At 64.7% G+C, this 16,828-nt stretch carries 15 protein-coding genes and 1 pseudogene; 12 read left to right on the top strand and 4 right to left on the bottom strand.

Annotated features, from left to right (window positions below; translation table 11 throughout):
- Positions 1-210 precede the first annotated feature (210 nt).
- Genes E3U47_RS03770 through E3U47_RS03750 form a run of 5 tightly spaced genes read left to right on the top strand, consistent with a single transcriptional unit; the run spans position 211 to position 7,513 of the window.
- Positions 211-1,335, top strand: coding sequence for an efflux RND transporter periplasmic adaptor subunit (locus E3U47_RS03770; RefSeq protein ID WP_134689671.1), 1,125 nt, complete (start codon positions 211-213; stop codon positions 1,333-1,335).
- A 43-nt stretch (positions 1,336-1,378) separates the two neighbouring features.
- A complete protein-coding gene (locus E3U47_RS03765; RefSeq protein WP_134689670.1) occupies positions 1,379-4,519 on the top strand; it encodes an efflux RND transporter permease subunit in 3,141 nt (1,046 codons plus the stop codon).
- Positions 4,516-5,904, top strand: a complete 1,389-nt coding sequence (locus tag E3U47_RS03760) for an efflux transporter outer membrane subunit (protein ID WP_134689669.1) — start codon at positions 4,516-4,518, stop codon at positions 5,902-5,904. Before E3U47_RS03765 ends, E3U47_RS03760 begins: the two co-directional genes overlap by 4 nt.
- Positions 5,905-5,935: 31 nt before the next feature.
- Positions 5,936-6,556: a TetR/AcrR family transcriptional regulator gene (locus tag E3U47_RS03755; RefSeq protein WP_134689668.1), complete on the top strand. Its 621-nt coding sequence runs from the start codon at positions 5,936-5,938 to the stop codon at positions 6,554-6,556.
- A gap of 9 nt (positions 6,557-6,565) precedes the next feature.
- Entirely contained in the window at positions 6,566-7,513 is a 948-nt protein-coding gene (locus E3U47_RS03750) for a LysR family transcriptional regulator (RefSeq protein ID WP_134689770.1), read from the top strand.
- Positions 7,514-7,647: 134 nt separating this feature from the next.
- Here E3U47_RS03750 and E3U47_RS03745 read toward each other — a convergent pair whose 3' ends face one another.
- A complete protein-coding gene (locus E3U47_RS03745) occupies positions 7,648-8,541 on the bottom strand; it encodes a LysR family transcriptional regulator (protein ID WP_134689667.1) in 894 nt (297 codons plus the stop codon).
- Positions 8,542-8,675: 134 nt separating this feature from the next.
- On the opposite strand from E3U47_RS03745, the gene E3U47_RS03740 reads away from it, so the two are divergent.
- A complete protein-coding gene (locus tag E3U47_RS03740) occupies positions 8,676-9,620 on the top strand; it encodes an alpha/beta hydrolase (protein WP_218568144.1) in 945 nt (314 codons plus the stop codon).
- Between the two features lie 168 nt (positions 9,621-9,788).
- On the opposite strand, the pseudogene E3U47_RS03735 reads toward E3U47_RS03740, so the two are convergent.
- Positions 9,789-9,902 (bottom strand): annotated as a pseudogene (locus E3U47_RS03735) (IS481 family transposase); the annotation flags it as partial.
- A gap of 244 nt (positions 9,903-10,146) precedes the next feature.
- Between E3U47_RS03735 and E3U47_RS24870 the strand changes: the two are divergent.
- Positions 10,147-10,335, top strand: a complete 189-nt coding sequence (locus E3U47_RS24870) for a hypothetical protein (RefSeq protein ID WP_167659428.1) — start codon at positions 10,147-10,149, stop codon at positions 10,333-10,335.
- Here the strand turns inward: E3U47_RS24870 and E3U47_RS03730 are convergent.
- Complete coding sequence (locus E3U47_RS03730; protein WP_256660222.1) at positions 10,310-10,573, bottom strand: GTP-binding protein; 264 nt, start codon at positions 10,571-10,573, stop codon at positions 10,310-10,312. The genes E3U47_RS24870 and E3U47_RS03730 overlap by 26 nt on opposite strands.
- Positions 10,574-10,738: 165 nt before the next feature.
- Positions 10,739-11,665: an AraC family transcriptional regulator gene (locus E3U47_RS03725; protein ID WP_134689666.1), complete on the bottom strand. Its 927-nt coding sequence runs from the start codon at positions 11,663-11,665 to the stop codon at positions 10,739-10,741.
- Positions 11,666-11,769: 104 nt separating this feature from the next.
- Between E3U47_RS03725 and E3U47_RS03720 the strand changes: the two genes are divergently transcribed.
- The 5 genes from E3U47_RS03720 to E3U47_RS03700 all read left to right on the top strand — a co-directional run bounded on the left by E3U47_RS03720 (position 11,770) and on the right by E3U47_RS03700 (position 16,823).
- Positions 11,770-12,636, top strand: a complete 867-nt coding sequence (locus E3U47_RS03720) for an oxidoreductase (protein ID WP_134689665.1) — start codon at positions 11,770-11,772, stop codon at positions 12,634-12,636.
- A 48-nt stretch (positions 12,637-12,684) separates the two neighbouring features.
- A complete protein-coding gene (locus E3U47_RS03715; protein ID WP_134689664.1) occupies positions 12,685-13,554 on the top strand; it encodes an oxidoreductase in 870 nt (289 codons plus the stop codon).
- 41 nt (positions 13,555-13,595) lie between these two features.
- Positions 13,596-14,552, top strand: coding sequence for an SDR family NAD(P)-dependent oxidoreductase (locus tag E3U47_RS03710; RefSeq protein ID WP_134689663.1), 957 nt, complete (start codon positions 13,596-13,598; stop codon positions 14,550-14,552).
- A gap of 196 nt (positions 14,553-14,748) precedes the next feature.
- Positions 14,749-15,609, top strand: a complete 861-nt coding sequence (locus tag E3U47_RS03705) for an oxidoreductase (protein ID WP_134689662.1) — start codon at positions 14,749-14,751, stop codon at positions 15,607-15,609.
- Positions 15,610-15,698: 89 nt separating this feature from the next.
- The gene (locus E3U47_RS03700; RefSeq protein ID WP_306106426.1) at positions 15,699-16,823 is read left to right on the top strand and encodes an efflux RND transporter periplasmic adaptor subunit; all 1,125 of its coding nucleotides are present in this window, start codon (positions 15,699-15,701) and stop codon (positions 16,821-16,823) included.
- Positions 16,824-16,828 lie beyond the last annotated feature (5 nt).

Genomic DNA, 16,828 nt, shown 5'->3' with positions numbered 1-16,828 from the left:
ACGGCGCCGCCGCCGACACCTTGGCGGCTGGGCGAGTGTACAGGTTCATTTCGCCGCTCGGCAGCGAAGGTTTTTTCTTTTATTGTACTGCTTGTATCGTAATGCGGTACACGGTACCGTATTGTGGTACATCAAGAATCGCTCAATGCTCGTGATGCTTGCAAGTTCCTCCTGCAGCGTCCGGGTCGGCGTCATGTCCAAGGAGAATCCATGATCAGCAGAACCTCGCGGGGCCTCGGTGCCTTGCTGTCGATGACCCTCGCGCTGTCCGCGTGCGAAAAGGCCGAGCCGAAGGTGACGGCCCAGGCTCCCGAAGTGGGGGTGGTCGAACTCAAGGCGCAGGACCTGCTGCTCAGCAGCGACTTGCCGGGCCGTACCACCGCGTACCGGGTGGCCGAAGTGCGTCCGCAGGTGAGCGGCATCGTGCAAAAGCGCCTGTTCACCGAAGGCACCGTGGTGCGCAAGGGGCAGCAGCTGTACCAGATCGATCCGGCGCTGTACCAAGCTGCCGTGGACAAGGCCGCAGCCAACCGCGACACCGCGCGTAACCTGGCCCAGCGTTACCAGCGCCTGCTGGAAACCAAAGCCATCAGCCGCCAGCAGTTCGACGATGCCCAGGCCAGCTGGAAACAGGCCGAGGCCGAGTTGAAGACCGCGCGCATCAACCTTGAATACACCCGCGTGCTGTCGCCGATCGATGGCCGTATCAGCCGCTCGAACGTCACCGAGGGCGCGCTGGTCAGCGCCGAGCAGAGCCAGGAGCTGGCCTCGATCAACCAACTGGACCCGATCTACGTGGACGTCACCCAGGCCTCCACCGAAATGCTCCGGCTACGTCGCGAGATGGATGCCGGGCACCTGGCGATGGTCGGCCCCGGCCAGGTCAAGGTCGACCTGACCCTCGAAGACGGCACGCCCTATGCCCAGCCGGGCGCGTTGAAGTTCTCCGAAGTGACGGTCGACCCGACCACCGGCGCGGTCACCCTGCGTGCGCAGTTCCCCAACCCCGACGGCATCCTGATGCCAGGCATGTTCGTCCATGGCGCCCTGGCCGAAGGCGTGCGCCGCAATGCCGTGCTGGTTCCGCAACAAGGCGTGACCCGCGACCTCAAGGGTGAGGCCACGGCTTGGGTGGTAGGCGAAGGCGACAAGGCCGAGCTGCGCCATATCCGCACGTCGCGCACCGTGGGTAACCAGTGGCTGGTGGAATCCGGCCTCAGCGCCGGCGAGCGGGTGGTCACCGAGGGCGTGCAGCGTGTGCGCCCAGGCATCGCCCTCAAGCCAGTGGCCGCCAGCAACGTCGCACCGCTGCAATCCATCGTCAGCTCGAAGTAACCCAGGCTGTCCCGGCATCGCCGCCACTTTTCGGTAAATTCAAATGGCATCGTTCTTCATCAACAGGCCGATCTTCGCCTGGGTGATCGCTATCGTGATCATGCTCGCCGGGTGCTTCAGCATCATGAAGCTCCCGGTCAACCAATACCCCAACATCGCCGCGCCCGCGGTGAGCATCACCGTCACCTACCCAGGCGCCTCGGCACAGACCGTGCAAGACACCGTGGTGCAGGTCATCGAGCAGCAGCTGAACAACCTCGACGGCCTGCGTTACATCTCGTCGGAGGGCAACAGCGATGGCAGCATGACCATCATCGTTACCTTCGACCAGGGTACCGACCCGGACATCGCCCAGGTCCAGGTGCAGAACAAGCTGCAACTGGCGACCCCGCTGCTGCCCGAGGAAGTGCAGCGCCAGGGCCTGCGCGTGGCCAAGTACCAGATCAACTTCATGCTCATCGTCGGCCTGTACTCCGAAGACGGCAGCATGGATGACTTCGACATCGGCAACTACATCGCTTCCAACCTCAAGGACCCGATCACCCGGGTCAAGGGCGTGGGCGACTTCCAGATGCTCGGTGCGCAGTACGCCATGCGCATCTGGACCGACCCGAAGAAACTGCTCAGCTACCAGCTGACACCGCAGGACGTGATCAACGCGGTGCGCTCCGAGAACGTCCAGGTGTCCTCGGGCTCGCTGGGCGGCCTGCCGACCCATGAAGGCGTGCAGCTCAACGCCACCGTGCTGGGCATGTCGCGGATGCAGAGCGCCGAGCAGTTCCTCGAGATCCTGCTCAAGGTCAACCCGGACGGTTCCCAGGTTCGCCTGAAGGACGTCGCCACTGTCGGCCTGGGGGCCGAGGACTTCTCGATCTCCGGTACCTACAACGGTAAGCCGGCGGCGGCCATCGCCCTGCGCCTTGCCACCGGCGCCAACCTGCTGGACACCGTGCAACGGGTGCGTGACACCGTTGGTGAGCTGGAGCCTTACCTGCCGGCGGGGCTGAAGGTGGTCTACCCGTACGACACCTCGCCGGCGGTCGGCGCCTCGATCCACGAGGTGGTCAAGACCCTGTGCGAAGGTATCGTCCTGGTGTTCCTGGTGATGTACCTGTTCATGCAGAACCTGCGGGCCACCTTGATCCCGACCCTTGCGGTACCGGTGGTACTGCTGGGCACCTTCGGCGTGCTGGCGGCGTTCGGCTTCACCATCAACATCCTGACCATGTTCGGCATGGTCCTGGCCATCGGCTTGCTGGTGGACGACGCCATCGTGGTGGTGGAAAACGTCGAGCGGGTCATGATCGAAGACAAGCTGTCACCCAAGGAAGCCACGCGCAAGTCGATGGGGCAGATCCAGGGCGCCCTGGTGGGCATCGCCATGGTGCTGTCGGCGGTGTTCGTGCCGATGGCCTTCTTCGGCGGGGCCACGGGCATCATCTACCGGCAGTTCTCCATCACCATCGTCTCGGCCATGGCCCTGTCGGTGCTGGTGGCGATGATCCTCACGCCGGCCTTGTGCGCGACCCTGCTCAAGCCGATCGGGCACGACCACCACGACAAGAAGGGCTTCTTCGGCTGGTTCAACCGTACCTTCGAGCGCAACGCCGATCGCTACAAGCTCGGGGTGCTGGGTATCGCCAAACGCAAGGCGCTGTTCCTGGGCATCTATGGCCTGATCGTGGTAGCGCTGTGCTGGTTGTTCCCGAAGATCCCCACGGCGTTCCTGCCGGGTGAAGACCAGGGCACGATGTTCGTCCAGGTGCAGATGCCGACCAATACCAGTGCCGCGCGCACCCAGGTGGTGCTCAACGAGATTCGCGATTACCTGCTGGAGGACGAGGGCGGTCTGATCGAGTCGGCGTACACGGTGAACGGCTTCAACTTCGCCGGTCGCGGGCAGAGCTCGGGCATGCTGTTCGTCGGGCTCAAACCGTGGGAGGCACGTAACAGCGAATACGGCACCGATATCTTCGCCCTGTCGCAGCGCATCCAGGCGCGCGCCTCGCAGATCAAGGACGGCACCGTCATTGCCTTCGTGCCGCCGGCGATCCTCGAACTGGGCAACGCCATGGGCTTCGACTTCTACCTGCAAGACCGTGTCGGCATGGGCCACGAGAAGCTGATCGCGGCGCGCAACCAGTTCCTGCAGCTGGCCGCGAGCGACCCGGTGCTGGCCAACGTGCGCCCCAACGGCATGAGCGACGAGCCGCAGTACCAGATCGTGATCGACAAGGAGAAAGCCCGGGCGTTGCAGGTGAGCATCAGCGACATCAACGACACCATGAGCACTGCGTGGGGCTCGTCCTATGTCAACGACTTCATCGACCGCGGTCGGGTGAAGAAGGTGTACGTGCAGGGTGAAATCGGCTCGCGTATCGCCCCGGAAGACTTCGACAAGTGGTACGTGCGCAACGCCAACGGCGAGATGGTCAAGTTCTCGTCCTTCGCCCACGGTTTCTGGACCTATGGCTCGCCCAAGCTCGAGCGCTTCAACGGCGTGCCGGCGGTGGAGATCCAGGGCGAACCGGCGCCGGGCTACAGCTCGGGTGACGCCATGCAGGCGGTGGCGCGCATCGTCGCCCAGCTGCCGGATGGCGTGGGCCTGCAGTACACCGGCATGTCCTATGAGGAGCGCCTGTCCGGTTCCCAGGCACCGGCGCTGTATGCGGTGTCGGTACTGATCGTGTTCCTCTGCCTGGCGGCGCTGTACGAGAGCTGGTCGGTACCGCTGGCGGTGATCATGGTCGTGCCGCTGGGCGTGATCGGCGCGGTGCTCGCCACCCTCGGTCGTGGCCTGGCCAACGACGTGTTCTTCCAGGTCGGCCTGCTGACCACGGTGGGCCTGTCGGCGAAGAACGCGATCCTGATCGTCGAGTTCGCCAAGGCGCTGCACGAGGAGGGCATGCCCTTGCTGCAAGCCGCGGCGGAGGCAGCGCGTCAGCGTCTGCGGCCAATCATCATGACCTCCCTGGCCTTCGTCCTCGGCGTATTGCCACTGGCGATTTCCAGCGGCCCAGGTTCGGGCAGCCAGCACTCGATCGGCACCGGCGTGGTCGGCGGCATGCTGACCGCGACCTTCCTGGCGGTGTTCTTCGTGCCGCTGTTCTTCGTGGTCGTCACCCGTCTGTTCAGCCGCAAGGCGCAGCAGGCCAATACCGAGGCACAAGGAGAGCACGCATGAGCCACGGCAATCTGAAAGCGGCCCTGGCACTGGCCATGGGCCTGGTGGGCGGTTGTTCGCTGATCCCCGCGTACCAGCGCCCGGCGGCGCCGGTGGCTTCAGAGTGGAAGGTGCCGTCCGCCGAGGCGGGCAGCGTCCTGCCCTGGGCTACCTTCTTCCATGACCCGCAACTCAAGGCCCTGATCGGCGATGCCTTGCACAACAACCGCGACCTGCGGGTGGCGCTGCTCAACATCGAAAAGGCGCAGGCGCAGTACCGCATCAGCCGTGCCGACCTGCTGCCGTCGATCGATGCCACGGTCTCCGGCAGCAGCCAGCGTACGCCGGCGGACCTGTCCGCGGACGGGCGCAATGGCACCAGCCACCGCTATGATGCTGGCGTCGGCTTCGCTTCTTATGAACTGGACTTCTTCGGCCGTGTGCGCAGCCTCAACGAACAGGCGCTGGAAAGCTACCTGCAGACCGTCGAGGCGCAGCGCAGCGCGCAGATCGCCCTGGTGGCGGAAGTGGCCAACGCCTATTACCAGCTGCAGGCCGACATGCAGTTGCTGGCCTTGAGCAAGCAGACCCTGGATAGCCAGCAGCAGAGCTACCTGACCACCCGCAGCAGCTACCAGGAGGATGTCGCCACCGAACTGGACCTGAGCCAGGCCGAGAGCACCGTGCGCTCGGCGCAGGCCAGCGAGGCCAAGTACCAGCGCCTGGTGGAGCAGGACCGCAATGCCCTGGTGTTGCTGGTGGGCAAGCCGCTGGCGCCGCAGCAGATGGCTGTGAGCGCGCCCGAGTCGCTGGTGCTGGGCGCCAGCCTGCCGGCCGGATTGCCCTCGCAGGTGCTGACCCAGCGCCCCGACATTCTGGCTGCGGAGCACGCGCTAAAGGCTGCCAACGCCAACGTCGGCGCGGCCCGCGCGGCGTTCTTCCCGAGCATCAGCCTGACCGCCTCGGCGGGCTCGGCCAGCCGCCAGCTGGGTGACCTGTTCTCTGGCGGGCAGGGGGCCTGGAGTTTCGTGCCGTCGATCAACGTGCCGATTTTCAACTGGGGGCGCAACCAGGCCAATCTCGACGTGGCCAAGGTGCAGACCTCGATCGAGGTGGCCAACTACCAGAAGGCGATCCAGGTGGCCTTCCAGGAAGTGGCCGATGGCCTGGTGGCGCGTCGTGAACTGGACAACCAGGTCAGGGCCCAGGACTTGCTGGTCAAGGCCAACACGCGCAGCTATGGCTTGGCCGAGCAGCGCTACCAGACCGGGGTGGACACTTACCTCAACAGCCTGGATGCGCAACGCAACCTGTTCGCCTCGCAGCAGGAGCTGGTGAGCACCCAGCTGGCGCGCAGCCAGAACCTGATCGCGTTGTACAAGGCGCTGGGTGGAGGGAGCCAGTGATGCTGGGCCTGGCGTTGTCGAGATCGTGGCGATGAGGCGGTGCAAGGCCGAGGTCGAGCAGACGCGCCAGCGCCTGCTCGACGCCGCCGAGCGGGTGTTCAGCGATCGCGGCTACGCGATCGCCAGGCTGGAGGACATCGCCGATGTCGCCGGCCTGACCCGCGGCTCCATCTATTGGCACTACCAGGGCAAGCCGGAGCTGCTCGAGGCGGTGATCGAGCGGGCCTGGTTCCCCTGGGACCAGTTGCCGGTCGCACGCAGCGAGGCGCAGGCGTTGCCGGATATCGCCAGCATGGCCGGTGTACTTGGCCAGGGGTTGCAGGACACCCTGGCCAAGCCGCACCTGCGTCGCAGTGCGGCGATCCTGCTACAGGGGCATGAGCTGCGGCATGTCAGCGCGCGCGTGCAGGCTCGTTTGCAAGGGATGCAGCAGCGTATTCGCCGTTATGTGTCGCTGGTGCTCGAGCATGCTGGCGCGGGGCGCCTGGCGAACACCGAGCGCGAGGCGCAGGCCCGGGCGGTAGGGGTGTTCATGTTCGGTGCGCTCAGCGAGGCCCTATTGCTGGGGTTGCCGGGCGAGCACTATCCGATAGGCAGTGAGGTCGAGCGTTTCATCCTGGCTTTGCTGTTGCCCGGTGGGGCGGGAGAGTAGGGCATGGCCATTGACCTGTTGCATTGCATGCAGGCATTCGTGCGCGTGGCCGAGAGCGGCAGTTTTTGCCGGGCGGCGCAGCAGTTGGAGATTTCCTCGCCGACTGTCTCGCGGCAGGTCGCCGCGCTCGAGGAGCAACTGCGCGCGCGGTTGCTGCAGCGAACCACCCGCTCGCTGGCGCTGACCGAGGCCGGGCAGCGTTATCTGAAACGCTGCAAGACCATCTTCGCCGAGCTCGAAAGCGCCGCCGCCGAGGCCTCCAGTGCCCAGTCCCGGGCCGTTGGATGCCTGCGTCTGCACACGATCACCGAGTTCGGCCTGGAATACCTCATGCCGTTGGTGGGGCATTACCTCGAGCAGCATCCGCAGGTGTCCATTGATCTATCGCTGACAGAGCAGACGCCGGCGCTGCTGGATGAGGGCCTGGATGTGCTGGTGACCTTGGCGCTGGGCCTGCCGGACTCGGACTTCGTCGCCCAGCGGTTGGGGCAGATCCACAGCGTGCTGTGTGCCGCGCCGGCCTACCTGGAGCGGCATGGGGTGCCGACCCGGCCAGCGCAATTGCACGAGCACCGCTGCATCCTGCTGGCCGATCCACTGTACCCGCAGGGTTGGTACTTCGGTCCAGAGGCGACCTTCAGATTCCAGAATGTGTTGCGCGTCAACCAACCGGAGGCAGCCTGCCAGGCCGCGGCCAGCGGCCTGGGCGTTTGTCTGCTGCCGAGTTTCGTCGCGGCCAAGGCGTTCAGCGAAGGGCGCCTGTTGCGCCTGATGCCGGATTGCCAGTTGCATCCGCGTGAGGTGTACGCGCTTTACTCGTCACGGCGCTTTCTCGATGCCAAGATCCGCACCTGGGTCGAGCACCTCAAGGCACACCTGCCAAAGGCGTTCGAACGTGACCGACTCGCGCTGGAAAACCCGCGCCACTGGGCGGCCCAGCATGTGGGCGCCTCATGAGCCAGCACGAGACGGGATCGATCTATACAGCATTCCCCCCCAAACTGACAGCGGTTGCCGCGCCTCTGCGTGACCGGGTGATCGCGGCCATGCCTGGAGAGGACCGCCTGTGCTGAAGCGACCTGGGCCAAAAGCTACGGTGCATGGCGTAGAGCTTCGACAAGCAACGTAAAGGCGGCGCTGGGGTGACGTCGGCTAGGGTAGTACAAGCAGTAGGGCTCGAATGTCTTGCGCCAGTCTGGCAGAACCTCGCTGAGCTGACCGCTATCAAGGGCATCGCTTACGTAGGCGAAGGGCAGATACGCCAGCCCTAGCCCATGCAAGGCAGCATCGCGTGCTGCTGAAATACTGTTGCTGACGAATTGGCCTGTCACCCTGACGCGCTGCTCCTGACCTGTCTTGGCGAAGAGCCAGGCGAAATGCTCGCCATGCGTTGGCAGGCGCAGATTGATGCAGGTGTGTTCGGTCAGGTCGCGAGGATGCTTTAGCTGTTTTCTTTGTTCAAGGTAGGTCGGCGAGCCGACGACGGCCATGGGGTGTGGCGGGCTGATGGTCACCGCGATCATGTCCTTGGCAACCAGGGCGCCTCGACGCACACCGGCATCGTAGCGGCCACTGACGATATCAGTCATGCCATAGTCGACGGTGAGCTCGACATTGATGTCCGGGTATTGCGGCAGAAAGCGGCTCAACACCGGCTGCAGGACACTCTGCACGGCGTATTCATCCGCCGTGATACGGACGGTCCCGCAAGGCTTTTCACGTAGTTCGGTTACCTGTTCCAGTCCTGCTTGAATCTGGCCCACCGCCGGCCCGATCAGCAACAGCAGGCGCTCGCCTGCCGCAGTCACGGAAACGCTCCGCGTGGTGCGCGCGAACAGCGGCAGGCCCAGGTTTTCCTCAAGTCCACGGATGACTTGACTGAGGGCTGACTGCGAAATGCCCAGCCGAGCAGCCGCCCGGGTGAAACTGGCCTCTTGCGCGACCGCTAGAAATGCTTCGAGGTCCCGTAGCCGAGGTGCCTGCATTTATCAATCCTGCTTATTACTGAATCCTGATTTTGAAGGATTATAAATCAACGCCTCACGGCTTACCTTGGTGGCAGTTCGGCGTTGGCCGAAAGAGCGGATCTTGCGTTCATCATCATTGCGAGGACTCAGCCATGAGCCACACCATCGAAACCGTCCAGTTCTGTAACCCCGGCATGGCCTGGGCCATTGCCGCGGATATCCATTTCCCCCCTCACTTCGACAAGCACAGCCAGTACCCCGCCATCATCAGCGCCCATCCGATTGGCAGCTGCAAGGAGCAGACCGCCGGCAATGTCTATGGCGCGGCCTTGGCCAAGGCAGGCTTTGTGGTGATCGCCTTCGATGCCAGCTACCAGGGCGCGAGCGGCGGGGAGCCGCGTTTCATCGAGGAGCCGGGGCAGCGGGTGGAGGACTTCCGCCAGGTGGTCGACTACCTGGTGACACTGCCCTATGTCGACAGCAGCCGAATCGGTGTGCTGGGCATCTGCGGTGGCGGCGGCTATGCCATCAGTGCCGCCAAGTCCGAACGGCGCATCAAGGCCGTGGTCAGCATTACCGGTGTCAATTTCGGGCGCCTCAGCCGTGAAGGTTTTGCCGGCCACGACCCCCTTGGCACGCTGGAGGCCATCGCCGAGCAACGGACCGTCGAAGCGCGTGGTGGCCAGGCCCGTGTGGATGATGTGCTACCGCCCTCGGTGGAGCAGGCCATGCAGGCCGGCATCTCCGACATCGATGTCCTTGAAGCGACCGACTACTATAAGACCGCGCGTGGCCATGCCGAGCACGGGCCGACCCGTATCTTGTTTTCGCGCCGTGCGGCGGCCGTGGACTGGGATGCCTTCCATTTGGCCGAAGTGCTGTTGACCCAACCGTTGCTGGTGGTAATCGGTGACAAGCCAGGCGGCTTCGGTGCTTATCGTGACGGCCAGGAGATCTACGGCCGTGCAGCGTCGAAGGACAAGGAGCTACTGGTAGTGCCCAATACCTCGCATTACGAGCTTTACGACCAGCCTGAGGCGACAGGGAAAGCATTGGAGCGGGTGTTGCCCTTTTTCAAGAAGCATCTGTCTGCATGACGAAGTGGCTCCTCGCGGTAACGCGAGGAGTTCTGACTCATAGCGTGAGTGACCCGTTATCGCGTAGAAGCACGAAATCTTGGTTATTTTCTAAACAGTCTGGTCGTGCCGAAGGTTTTCACACAGCCTGGGGTCGAAAGCTGCCCTTTACCACGGGCAGCTTTCCGTTAGAGCCTCGGTATTGGAGTAATGGAACGCCTTGACTGTCATCTTTTTTATCATCCGGTTCTTACGCTCGACCTGCCCATTCGTCCGCGGATGGTAGGGTTTGGTTAGCCGATGCATTAAGGACTACCGCCCAACATCATCGGCTGTATCTGACACGCTGCCATGCAGCGCCAGCGCCCTCCTGATTGCCCTCCTCAGCTAACAGTACCGCCCCCCACCTGCCCCCTGACCTGGGGGGACGTGCAGGTTCCGATCGCCCGGCACGATCGGCAAAACGCACCAGAACAAACACAAGGTGCCTGTATGCAAAACCTGGAGTCGTTTCCCGACGATTGCATCGTCTGCCGATCACCTGACGATGGCGGCAGCTTTCTGCCCAGAGCCTCATCTGTCGCTTCCAGAACCTGCCCTCGGTTTCGGCGAGCCGGGCAAGGGCTACCTCACGCGCATCCTGCCTGTGGCCGGCGGCAACCTGTTGGTCGGGCGCCAGCTGGCCTTGGCGAGTGACACTCGCCTGCAGGTCATCGGCGCGGAGGGGCGGCCATGAAAGCCTTGCAGAGTTTCGCAGTGCGCTTTGCCGAATGGTGCATCGCCCATCGCGTGTCGGTCAGCCTGGTGGTCGGCTTGCTCACCCTGGGATTCGCCTTGAGCCTGACGCGGCTCGAAGTGCAGATCTGTTCCTCGCGGCAGGAGACCAAGAACTCCTTGTCGATGTTCTCTTCGCCGAGTTCGTTCTCGATGATCGCCAGCCGCTGGCCGTGCCGTTCCTCAAGGAGTCTTTTCAGGAGTGTGGTTTCGTCGCACCCAGGAAACCGGTCAGGATCGTTACGGGGATCTGCATCGTTGGCGTGGGCCTCGGTCGTGTCAGGAGCCTCGTAAGCTACCCCGCGGGCCGACGGCGACCAATTCGCAAATCCCGAACCGGGGGTTTGCGTCTGCGCCAGCGGCCTTCACTCCACGGCGATGCTGATCGCCCGGCGCCGGTATTGGCTCGGCGTGGCGGCCATGATGCGCTTGAACGCGGTACTGAACGAACTTTCCGACTCGTAGCCCAAGGAAAAAGCGATGGTCGACACGTTGTCGGTGCCGGTGCGCAGCCGGTTGGCGGCCATCAGCATCCTCCAGCGCGCCAGGTAGTCCATCGCGGTGTTGCCGACTAACGCCTTGAAGCGTTGCGCAAACACCGTGCGGGAAACACCGGCGATTCGCGCCAGTTCCTCCAGGGACCACTGCCGTGACGGCTCGGCGTGCAAGGCCGCGATGGCCAGGCTGATCTGCCGGTCGGTGAGGGCGAGGAACCAGCCCTTGGGCAGTTCGTTGGCGCTTTGCAGGTAAAGGCGCAGTACCTGCACCAGCATCAGGTGCGCCAGGTGGGTGGACATGAGTGCGCCGCCGGGTTGCGGATTGCGCAGCTCGTTCGCCCACTGGTCCAGCAACCAGCGCAGCACCCCTGCCTGGCTTGAGGCCTTGGGGATATTGATGACGGCAGGCAGGGCTTCGAACAGCACGGCGGCATGGTCGCCGGAAAAGGCGAAGCGGCCGCTGATGAGGAAGACTTCGCCTCCGCCGTTGTGCACGGCGATACCGTCGCGGCTCACGGCTTCCAGGATGCGGTCGCCGCCTTCGGCCGGCAGGTCCGGGTCGGAAGACAGAATGAAACGGCGGTCGCTGTTGAGCAGGAAGCAGTCTCCTTCTTCGAACCGGATCGGCTGCTCCAGGCCCTCGGTGATGCCCCAGCAACTGCCGCGGATCACTGCGGTGAACTTGATGCCGTCATGGGCGGGAAAATCGAAGGACCAGTCACCGGCGGCGTCGAAGCCGGCGTAGAACTGGTTGCGTGGCTGTAGCAGTGACAGTACGTCGGACAGAGGATCCATGGCAGCAATTCCGTACTTTTAAAAAAGATAAGCGGACTTTACGACATGGTCCGTTCGTAGCTCAAGGCGTATCTTCACAGCCATCGTCATCTGGAGAACACCCTATGAACACGCCGAACACCGTCTGGTTGATCACCGGCGCCTCCTCAGGCTTCGGCAAGGCCCTGGCCGAAGCCGTCATCGCCGCCGGCCACCGGGTCGCCGTCACCGCCCGTCGCCAGGATCGCTTGCAGGCACTGGCCCAAGGCCGCGAGGCGCAAGTGCTGCCCCTGGCCCTGGACATCACCGACGCCGCCGCCCGCGAACGTGCGGTGGCCGACACCCTGGCGCGCTTCGGCCGCATCGACGTGCTGGCCAACGTCGCCGGCAGCGGCTCGCTGGGTGCGGTCGAGGAATTCACCGAAGCCGAACTGCGGGCTCAGTTCGAGCTGAACTTCTTTGCCACCACCCAGATGAGCTGCGCCGTACTGCCGCAGATGCGTCAACAAGGGAGCGGGCATATCGTGACCGTGACCAGCGTCGCGGGCCTGGCGCCGATCACCGGCTGTGGGCCGTACTGCGCCAGCAAATTCGCCCTCGAAGCCTGGACCGAAACCCTGGCCATGGAAGTGGCGCCGCTGGACATCCGCGTCACCCTGGTGGAGCCGGGTTCGTTCCGCACCGGTTTCGCCGGCGACGTCAATGTGCGTCCGGCCCGCCGTCTCGACACCTACCGCGACATCGTCGGCCCGGTCGAGCGTTTTCTGGAGCAGTCCGCCGGCCACGAGATCGGCGACCCCGCCAAGGCGGCCGGCGTGATCCTCGAAGCGGTCAACAGTTCGGCGGCGCCGGTTCGTCTGATGCTGGGCGCCGATGCCTATGCGCTGTGGGACCAGGCCATCGAACGGCGCATCCAGGATATCGATGCCTGGCGGGAGCGGGGCCTGGCGACCGCGTTCGACGGCGTCGAGCTGAAGCCCATCGGCGGCTGATCCGCCCCAACTCTTTCACCGGGTCACACTGACCCAGGAGACGACAAAATGAGCAATCCATGCGCAAAAGTCTGGCTGATCACCGGCGCCTCGTCCGGTTTCGGCAAAGCCCTCGCCGAAGCGGTGATCGCCAACGGCGACATCGCCGTCCTCACCGCCCGCCGCCTTGAACGCCTTCAAGCCATAGCCCGGGGGTTCGAGGACCGCGTACTGCCGCTGGCCGTGGACATCACCGACGCCGCCGCCCGCGAACGTGCGGTGGCCGACACCCTGGCGCGCTTCGGCCGCATCGACGTGCTGGCCAACGTGGCCGGTCGGGGCGTGGCCGGCGCCTGCGAAGAGTTCAGCCTGGAGCAACTGCGCGAGCAGATGGAGCTGAACTTCTTTGCCGCCGCGGAAATGACCCGTGCCGTCCTGCCGCAGATGCGCAAGCAAGGCGCGGGTAACATCCTCACCGTCAGCAGCATCGCCGGCCTGGTGGCGATGAATGCCGCAGGACCCTACTGCGCCGCCAAGTTCGCCATCGAAGGCTGGACCGAGTCGCTGGCCATCGAGGCCAAGCCGCTGGGCATCCACGTGACCCTGGTCGAACCGGGGGCGTTGCGCACCGAGTTCGCCGGCGACGTGAACATGCGCCCGGTGGATCGCATCGAGGCTTACCGCCCGATGGTCGAGCCGTTCGAGACGTACCTGGAGACCTCCGCCGGCAAACAGATGGGCGACCCGGCCAAGGCCGCGCAGCGCATGCTCGAAGTGGTGGCCAGCGAGGCGCCGCCGATCCGCTTGATGCTGGGGCGCGATGCCTTCTCGATCTGGGAGGCGACCCTCGGCAAGCGTCAGGAAGACCTGAACCATTGGCGCGAACGCGGCGAGGACACCGCCTTCGATGGTGCCGAGCTGGTGGAGATCCAACTGTAATGACCAGCACAGCAGCTTGGGGCCTGGAGGAGGGTAAGGCCATGTCGGACCCGCAGACGCCCCTGAACACCGGTTTTGGCAGGCACAGCACAGCCACCGAGGTGCTGGCCGGCATCGATCTGTCTGGCAAGCAGGTCATCGTCACGGGTGGCCATTCCGGCCTGGGTCTGGAAACCACCCGGGCGTTGACCGGTGCAGGTGCCCAAGCGCTGGTGCTGGCGCGCAATCCGGCGGCGGCCGCCCAGGCCCTGGCCGGCCTGCCGAATGTCGAGGTCGACACGCTGGACCTGGCCGACCAGGGCAGCGTGCGCGCTTGTGCCGAGCGGTTCGTCGCCAGCGGCCGGCAGGCCGACATCGTCATCTGCAACGCCGCGGTGATGGCTAACCCGCAAAGCCGCGTGGGCAATGGTTGGGAGTCGCAGCTCGGCACCAACCACCTGGGGCATTACACGCTGATCAACCTGCTGTGGCCCGCCATTGCGCCGGGGGCGCGGATCGTCTCGCTGTCGTCGATGGGCCACCACTATTCGCCCATGCGCTGGAACGATGTGCAGTTCGACAGCGGCTATGACAAGTGGCTGGCCTACGGGCAGTCCAAGACCGCCATCGCGCTGTTCGCCAAGCACCTGGACACCTTGGGGCAGGCCAAGGGCGTGCGTTCGTTCTCGGTGCACCCGGGCAAGATCTACACCCCGCTGCAACGTCACATGGACATGACCGAGATGACGTCGCTGGGCTGGCTCAACGAGGCCGGCGAAGTCATCGACCCGACGTTCAAGACGCCGGCGCAAGGTGCGGCGACCACCGTATGGGCCGCCACCTCAGCCCTGCTCGAGGGCAAGGGCGGGTTGTATTGCGAAGACTGCGACGTGGCCGTGCGTGACGACAGCCCGCAGCCAACCGAGTCCGGGGTGCGCAGCTTTGCCATAGATCCGGAGCAGGCCCAGCGTCTGTGGGCGCTGTCGGCCGAACTGACGGGCGTCGATGCCGTCGCCTGAGCCTGGTTTCCGGCGGCCAGGCCTGCAGGTCGATCGCTGAAAGACTGCCCGTACGATCAGTAAAGTTTTAAGTGCTTTCCAGTATGGGAAGTACCGGCCTTGACCGGTAATTTACCACTGTTCAAACGCTTCGAATGCACGGGCGACGAGGCCCTCGCTTGGGCCACGTCGCCCCCACGCTATAAAGGAAATTGCAATGAGCAAGACCTGGTTCATTACCGGCGCATCGTCCGGCCTCGGCCGTGAATTGGCTGAGGCCGCACTGGCCAAGGGCGATAACGTGGTGCTGTGCGCCCGGCGCCTGGAGCCGCTTCAGGCAACTGCCGCTCATTACGGCGGTCGCGCCCTGGCCGTGAAGCTGGACGTTACCGATGCCGAATCACGCGCAGCCGCCTTGCGCGCGGCCCTGGACAGATTCGGCCGCATCGACGTGCTGGCCAACATCGCAGGCGCCGGTTCCTATGGCGCGCTGGAGGAGTTCACCTCTGCGCAGATCCGTGCCCAGATGGAGCTGAACTTCTTCGCCGCCGCCGAACTGTCGCGCGAAGTGCTGCCGCAGATGCGCGCGCAGCAGTCCGGCCACATTCTTAACCTGACCAGCATCGCCGGCCTGGTGGCCTTTCCCGGCAGCGGTCTGTACAACGCCTCCAAGTTCGCCCTGGAAGGCTTCACCGAAGCGTTGCACCATGAGGTCAAACCGTTGGGCATCCGGGTGACGCTGATCGAGCCGGGTGCGTTCCGCACCGACTTCGCCGGCAGCGCGGCGATGAAGGCAGAGGGCGAGATCGCCGAGTACGCGGCGCTGGACGCCGGCATGGTCGAGTATTACGCCAGCCAGAATGGACGGCAGATGGGCGATCCTGTTAAAGGGGCGGCGGTGATCGTCGACATGGTCAACAGCGCGGTCGCCCCGGTGCGCCTGCTGCTCGGTGAGGACGCCTATCAACTGTGGGAAGGCGCCGTCGCATCGCGCAACCGCGATATCGCACCTTGGCGCACCCGGGGCGAGGACACCGCCTTTGCGGACGCAGTGAAGAATCCCGTCCAGGCACTCTGAGTGCCCCACGGCCGGCGGCGATCGCCGCCGGCCGCTTTTCCTTTCCGATATTTTTCCAGGAGAACCTCAAGGTGGCTCTTAGCTCTTCCCTGCGCGCCATTCCGGCATTGCTGCCCCTGTCGTTCGCTGCAGCGCTGGTCGGCTGTGGCAAGCAGGATGCGGCACAAACGGTAGCGCCTCCTCAAGTAGGCGTCTATCAAGTCAAGGCTCAGGCACTGGTGCTGACCAGCGACCTGCCAGGCCGCACCTCGGCGTATCGTGTGGCCGAGGTGCGCCCGCAAGTTTCGGGCATCCTGCAGAGGCGCGCCTTCGTTGAGGGCAGCGAGGTCAAGCAAGGCCAGGCGCTGTACCAGATCGACCCGCGTACCTACAACGCCCAGCTGGCCCGCGCCGAGGCCAACCTGCGCACGGCGGCCAACCTGGCCCAGCGCTACCAGCGCCTGCTGCAGAGCAATGCGGTCAGCCAGCAGCAGTACGACGACGCCCAGGCCAACTGGCTGCAGGCCCAGGCCGATGCGCAGATGGCACGTATCAACGTGCAATACACCCAGGTGCTGTCACCGATTTCCGGGCGTATCGGGCGTTCTTCGGTGACCGAAGGTGCCTTGGTCACCAACGGCCAGGCCCAGGAACTGGCCACCGTCACCCAGCTCGACCCGATCTACGTCGACGTCACCCAGCCGATCACCAAGTTGCTTGGTTTGCAGCGCGCGCTGGCGTCGGGGCATTTGCAGAACGGCGAAAGCCAGGCCGAGGTCAGTCTGGCCCTGGACGACGGTAGCCCGTATCCGCTCAAGGGCACCTTGAAGTTCTCGGAAGTGCGGGTCGACCCGACCACAGGCTCGGTAACCCTGCGCGCCGAATTCCCCAACCCCCAGCGCACCCTGCTGCCTGGCATGTTCGTGCGCGCCCGGCTCAACGAAGGGATGAACGAGGCTGCCTTGCTGGTGCCGCAGCAGGCGGTGGTACGCGACACCCGTGGCCAGCCGCTGGTGTGGGTGGTCGGCGCGGACAACCAGGTGCAGCAACGCGAGGTCCAGACCCTGCGCACCGTCGGCAACGCCTGGCTGATCGGCCAGGGCCTGGAGGCCGGCGAGCGGGTGGTCACCGAGGGCCTGCAGCGCCTGAGCAAGGGCATCGAGGTCGAGCCTGTCGAGGCCAGCAACGTCAAGCTGGTCACTGATTTCACTGGCCCTGCCCAAGCGGCCAACTGAGGAGC

This window comes from Pseudomonas sp. RIT623, from assembly GCF_004519305.1.
GTDB lineage: Bacteria > Pseudomonadota > Gammaproteobacteria > Pseudomonadales > Pseudomonadaceae > Aquipseudomonas.
This window is presented reverse-complemented; position numbering and strand designations above follow the sequence as displayed.

Coding starts and splice junctions, on each gene's coding strand:
- E3U47_RS03770 (WP_134689671.1), top strand. CDS start 211: ATGATCAGCAGAACCTCGCGGGGCCTCGGTGCCTTGCTGTCGATGACC.
- E3U47_RS03765 (WP_134689670.1), top strand. CDS start 1,379: ATGGCATCGTTCTTCATCAACAGGCCGATCTTCGCCTGGGTGATCGCT.
- E3U47_RS03760 (WP_134689669.1), top strand. CDS start 4,516: ATGAGCCACGGCAATCTGAAAGCGGCCCTGGCACTGGCCATGGGCCTG.
- E3U47_RS03755 (WP_134689668.1), top strand. CDS start 5,936: ATGAGGCGGTGCAAGGCCGAGGTCGAGCAGACGCGCCAGCGCCTGCTC.
- E3U47_RS03745 (WP_134689667.1), bottom strand. CDS start 8,541: ATGCAGGCACCTCGGCTACGGGACCTCGAAGCATTTCTAGCGGTCGCG.
- E3U47_RS03740 (WP_218568144.1), top strand. CDS start 8,676: ATGAGCCACACCATCGAAACCGTCCAGTTCTGTAACCCCGGCATGGCC.
- E3U47_RS24870 (WP_167659428.1), top strand. CDS start 10,147: ATGGCGGCAGCTTTCTGCCCAGAGCCTCATCTGTCGCTTCCAGAACCT.
- E3U47_RS03725 (WP_134689666.1), bottom strand. CDS start 11,665: ATGGATCCTCTGTCCGACGTACTGTCACTGCTACAGCCACGCAACCAG.
- E3U47_RS03720 (WP_134689665.1), top strand. CDS start 11,770: ATGAACACGCCGAACACCGTCTGGTTGATCACCGGCGCCTCCTCAGGC.
- E3U47_RS03715 (WP_134689664.1), top strand. CDS start 12,685: ATGAGCAATCCATGCGCAAAAGTCTGGCTGATCACCGGCGCCTCGTCC.
- E3U47_RS03710 (WP_134689663.1), top strand. CDS start 13,596: ATGTCGGACCCGCAGACGCCCCTGAACACCGGTTTTGGCAGGCACAGC.
- E3U47_RS03705 (WP_134689662.1), top strand. CDS start 14,749: ATGAGCAAGACCTGGTTCATTACCGGCGCATCGTCCGGCCTCGGCCGT.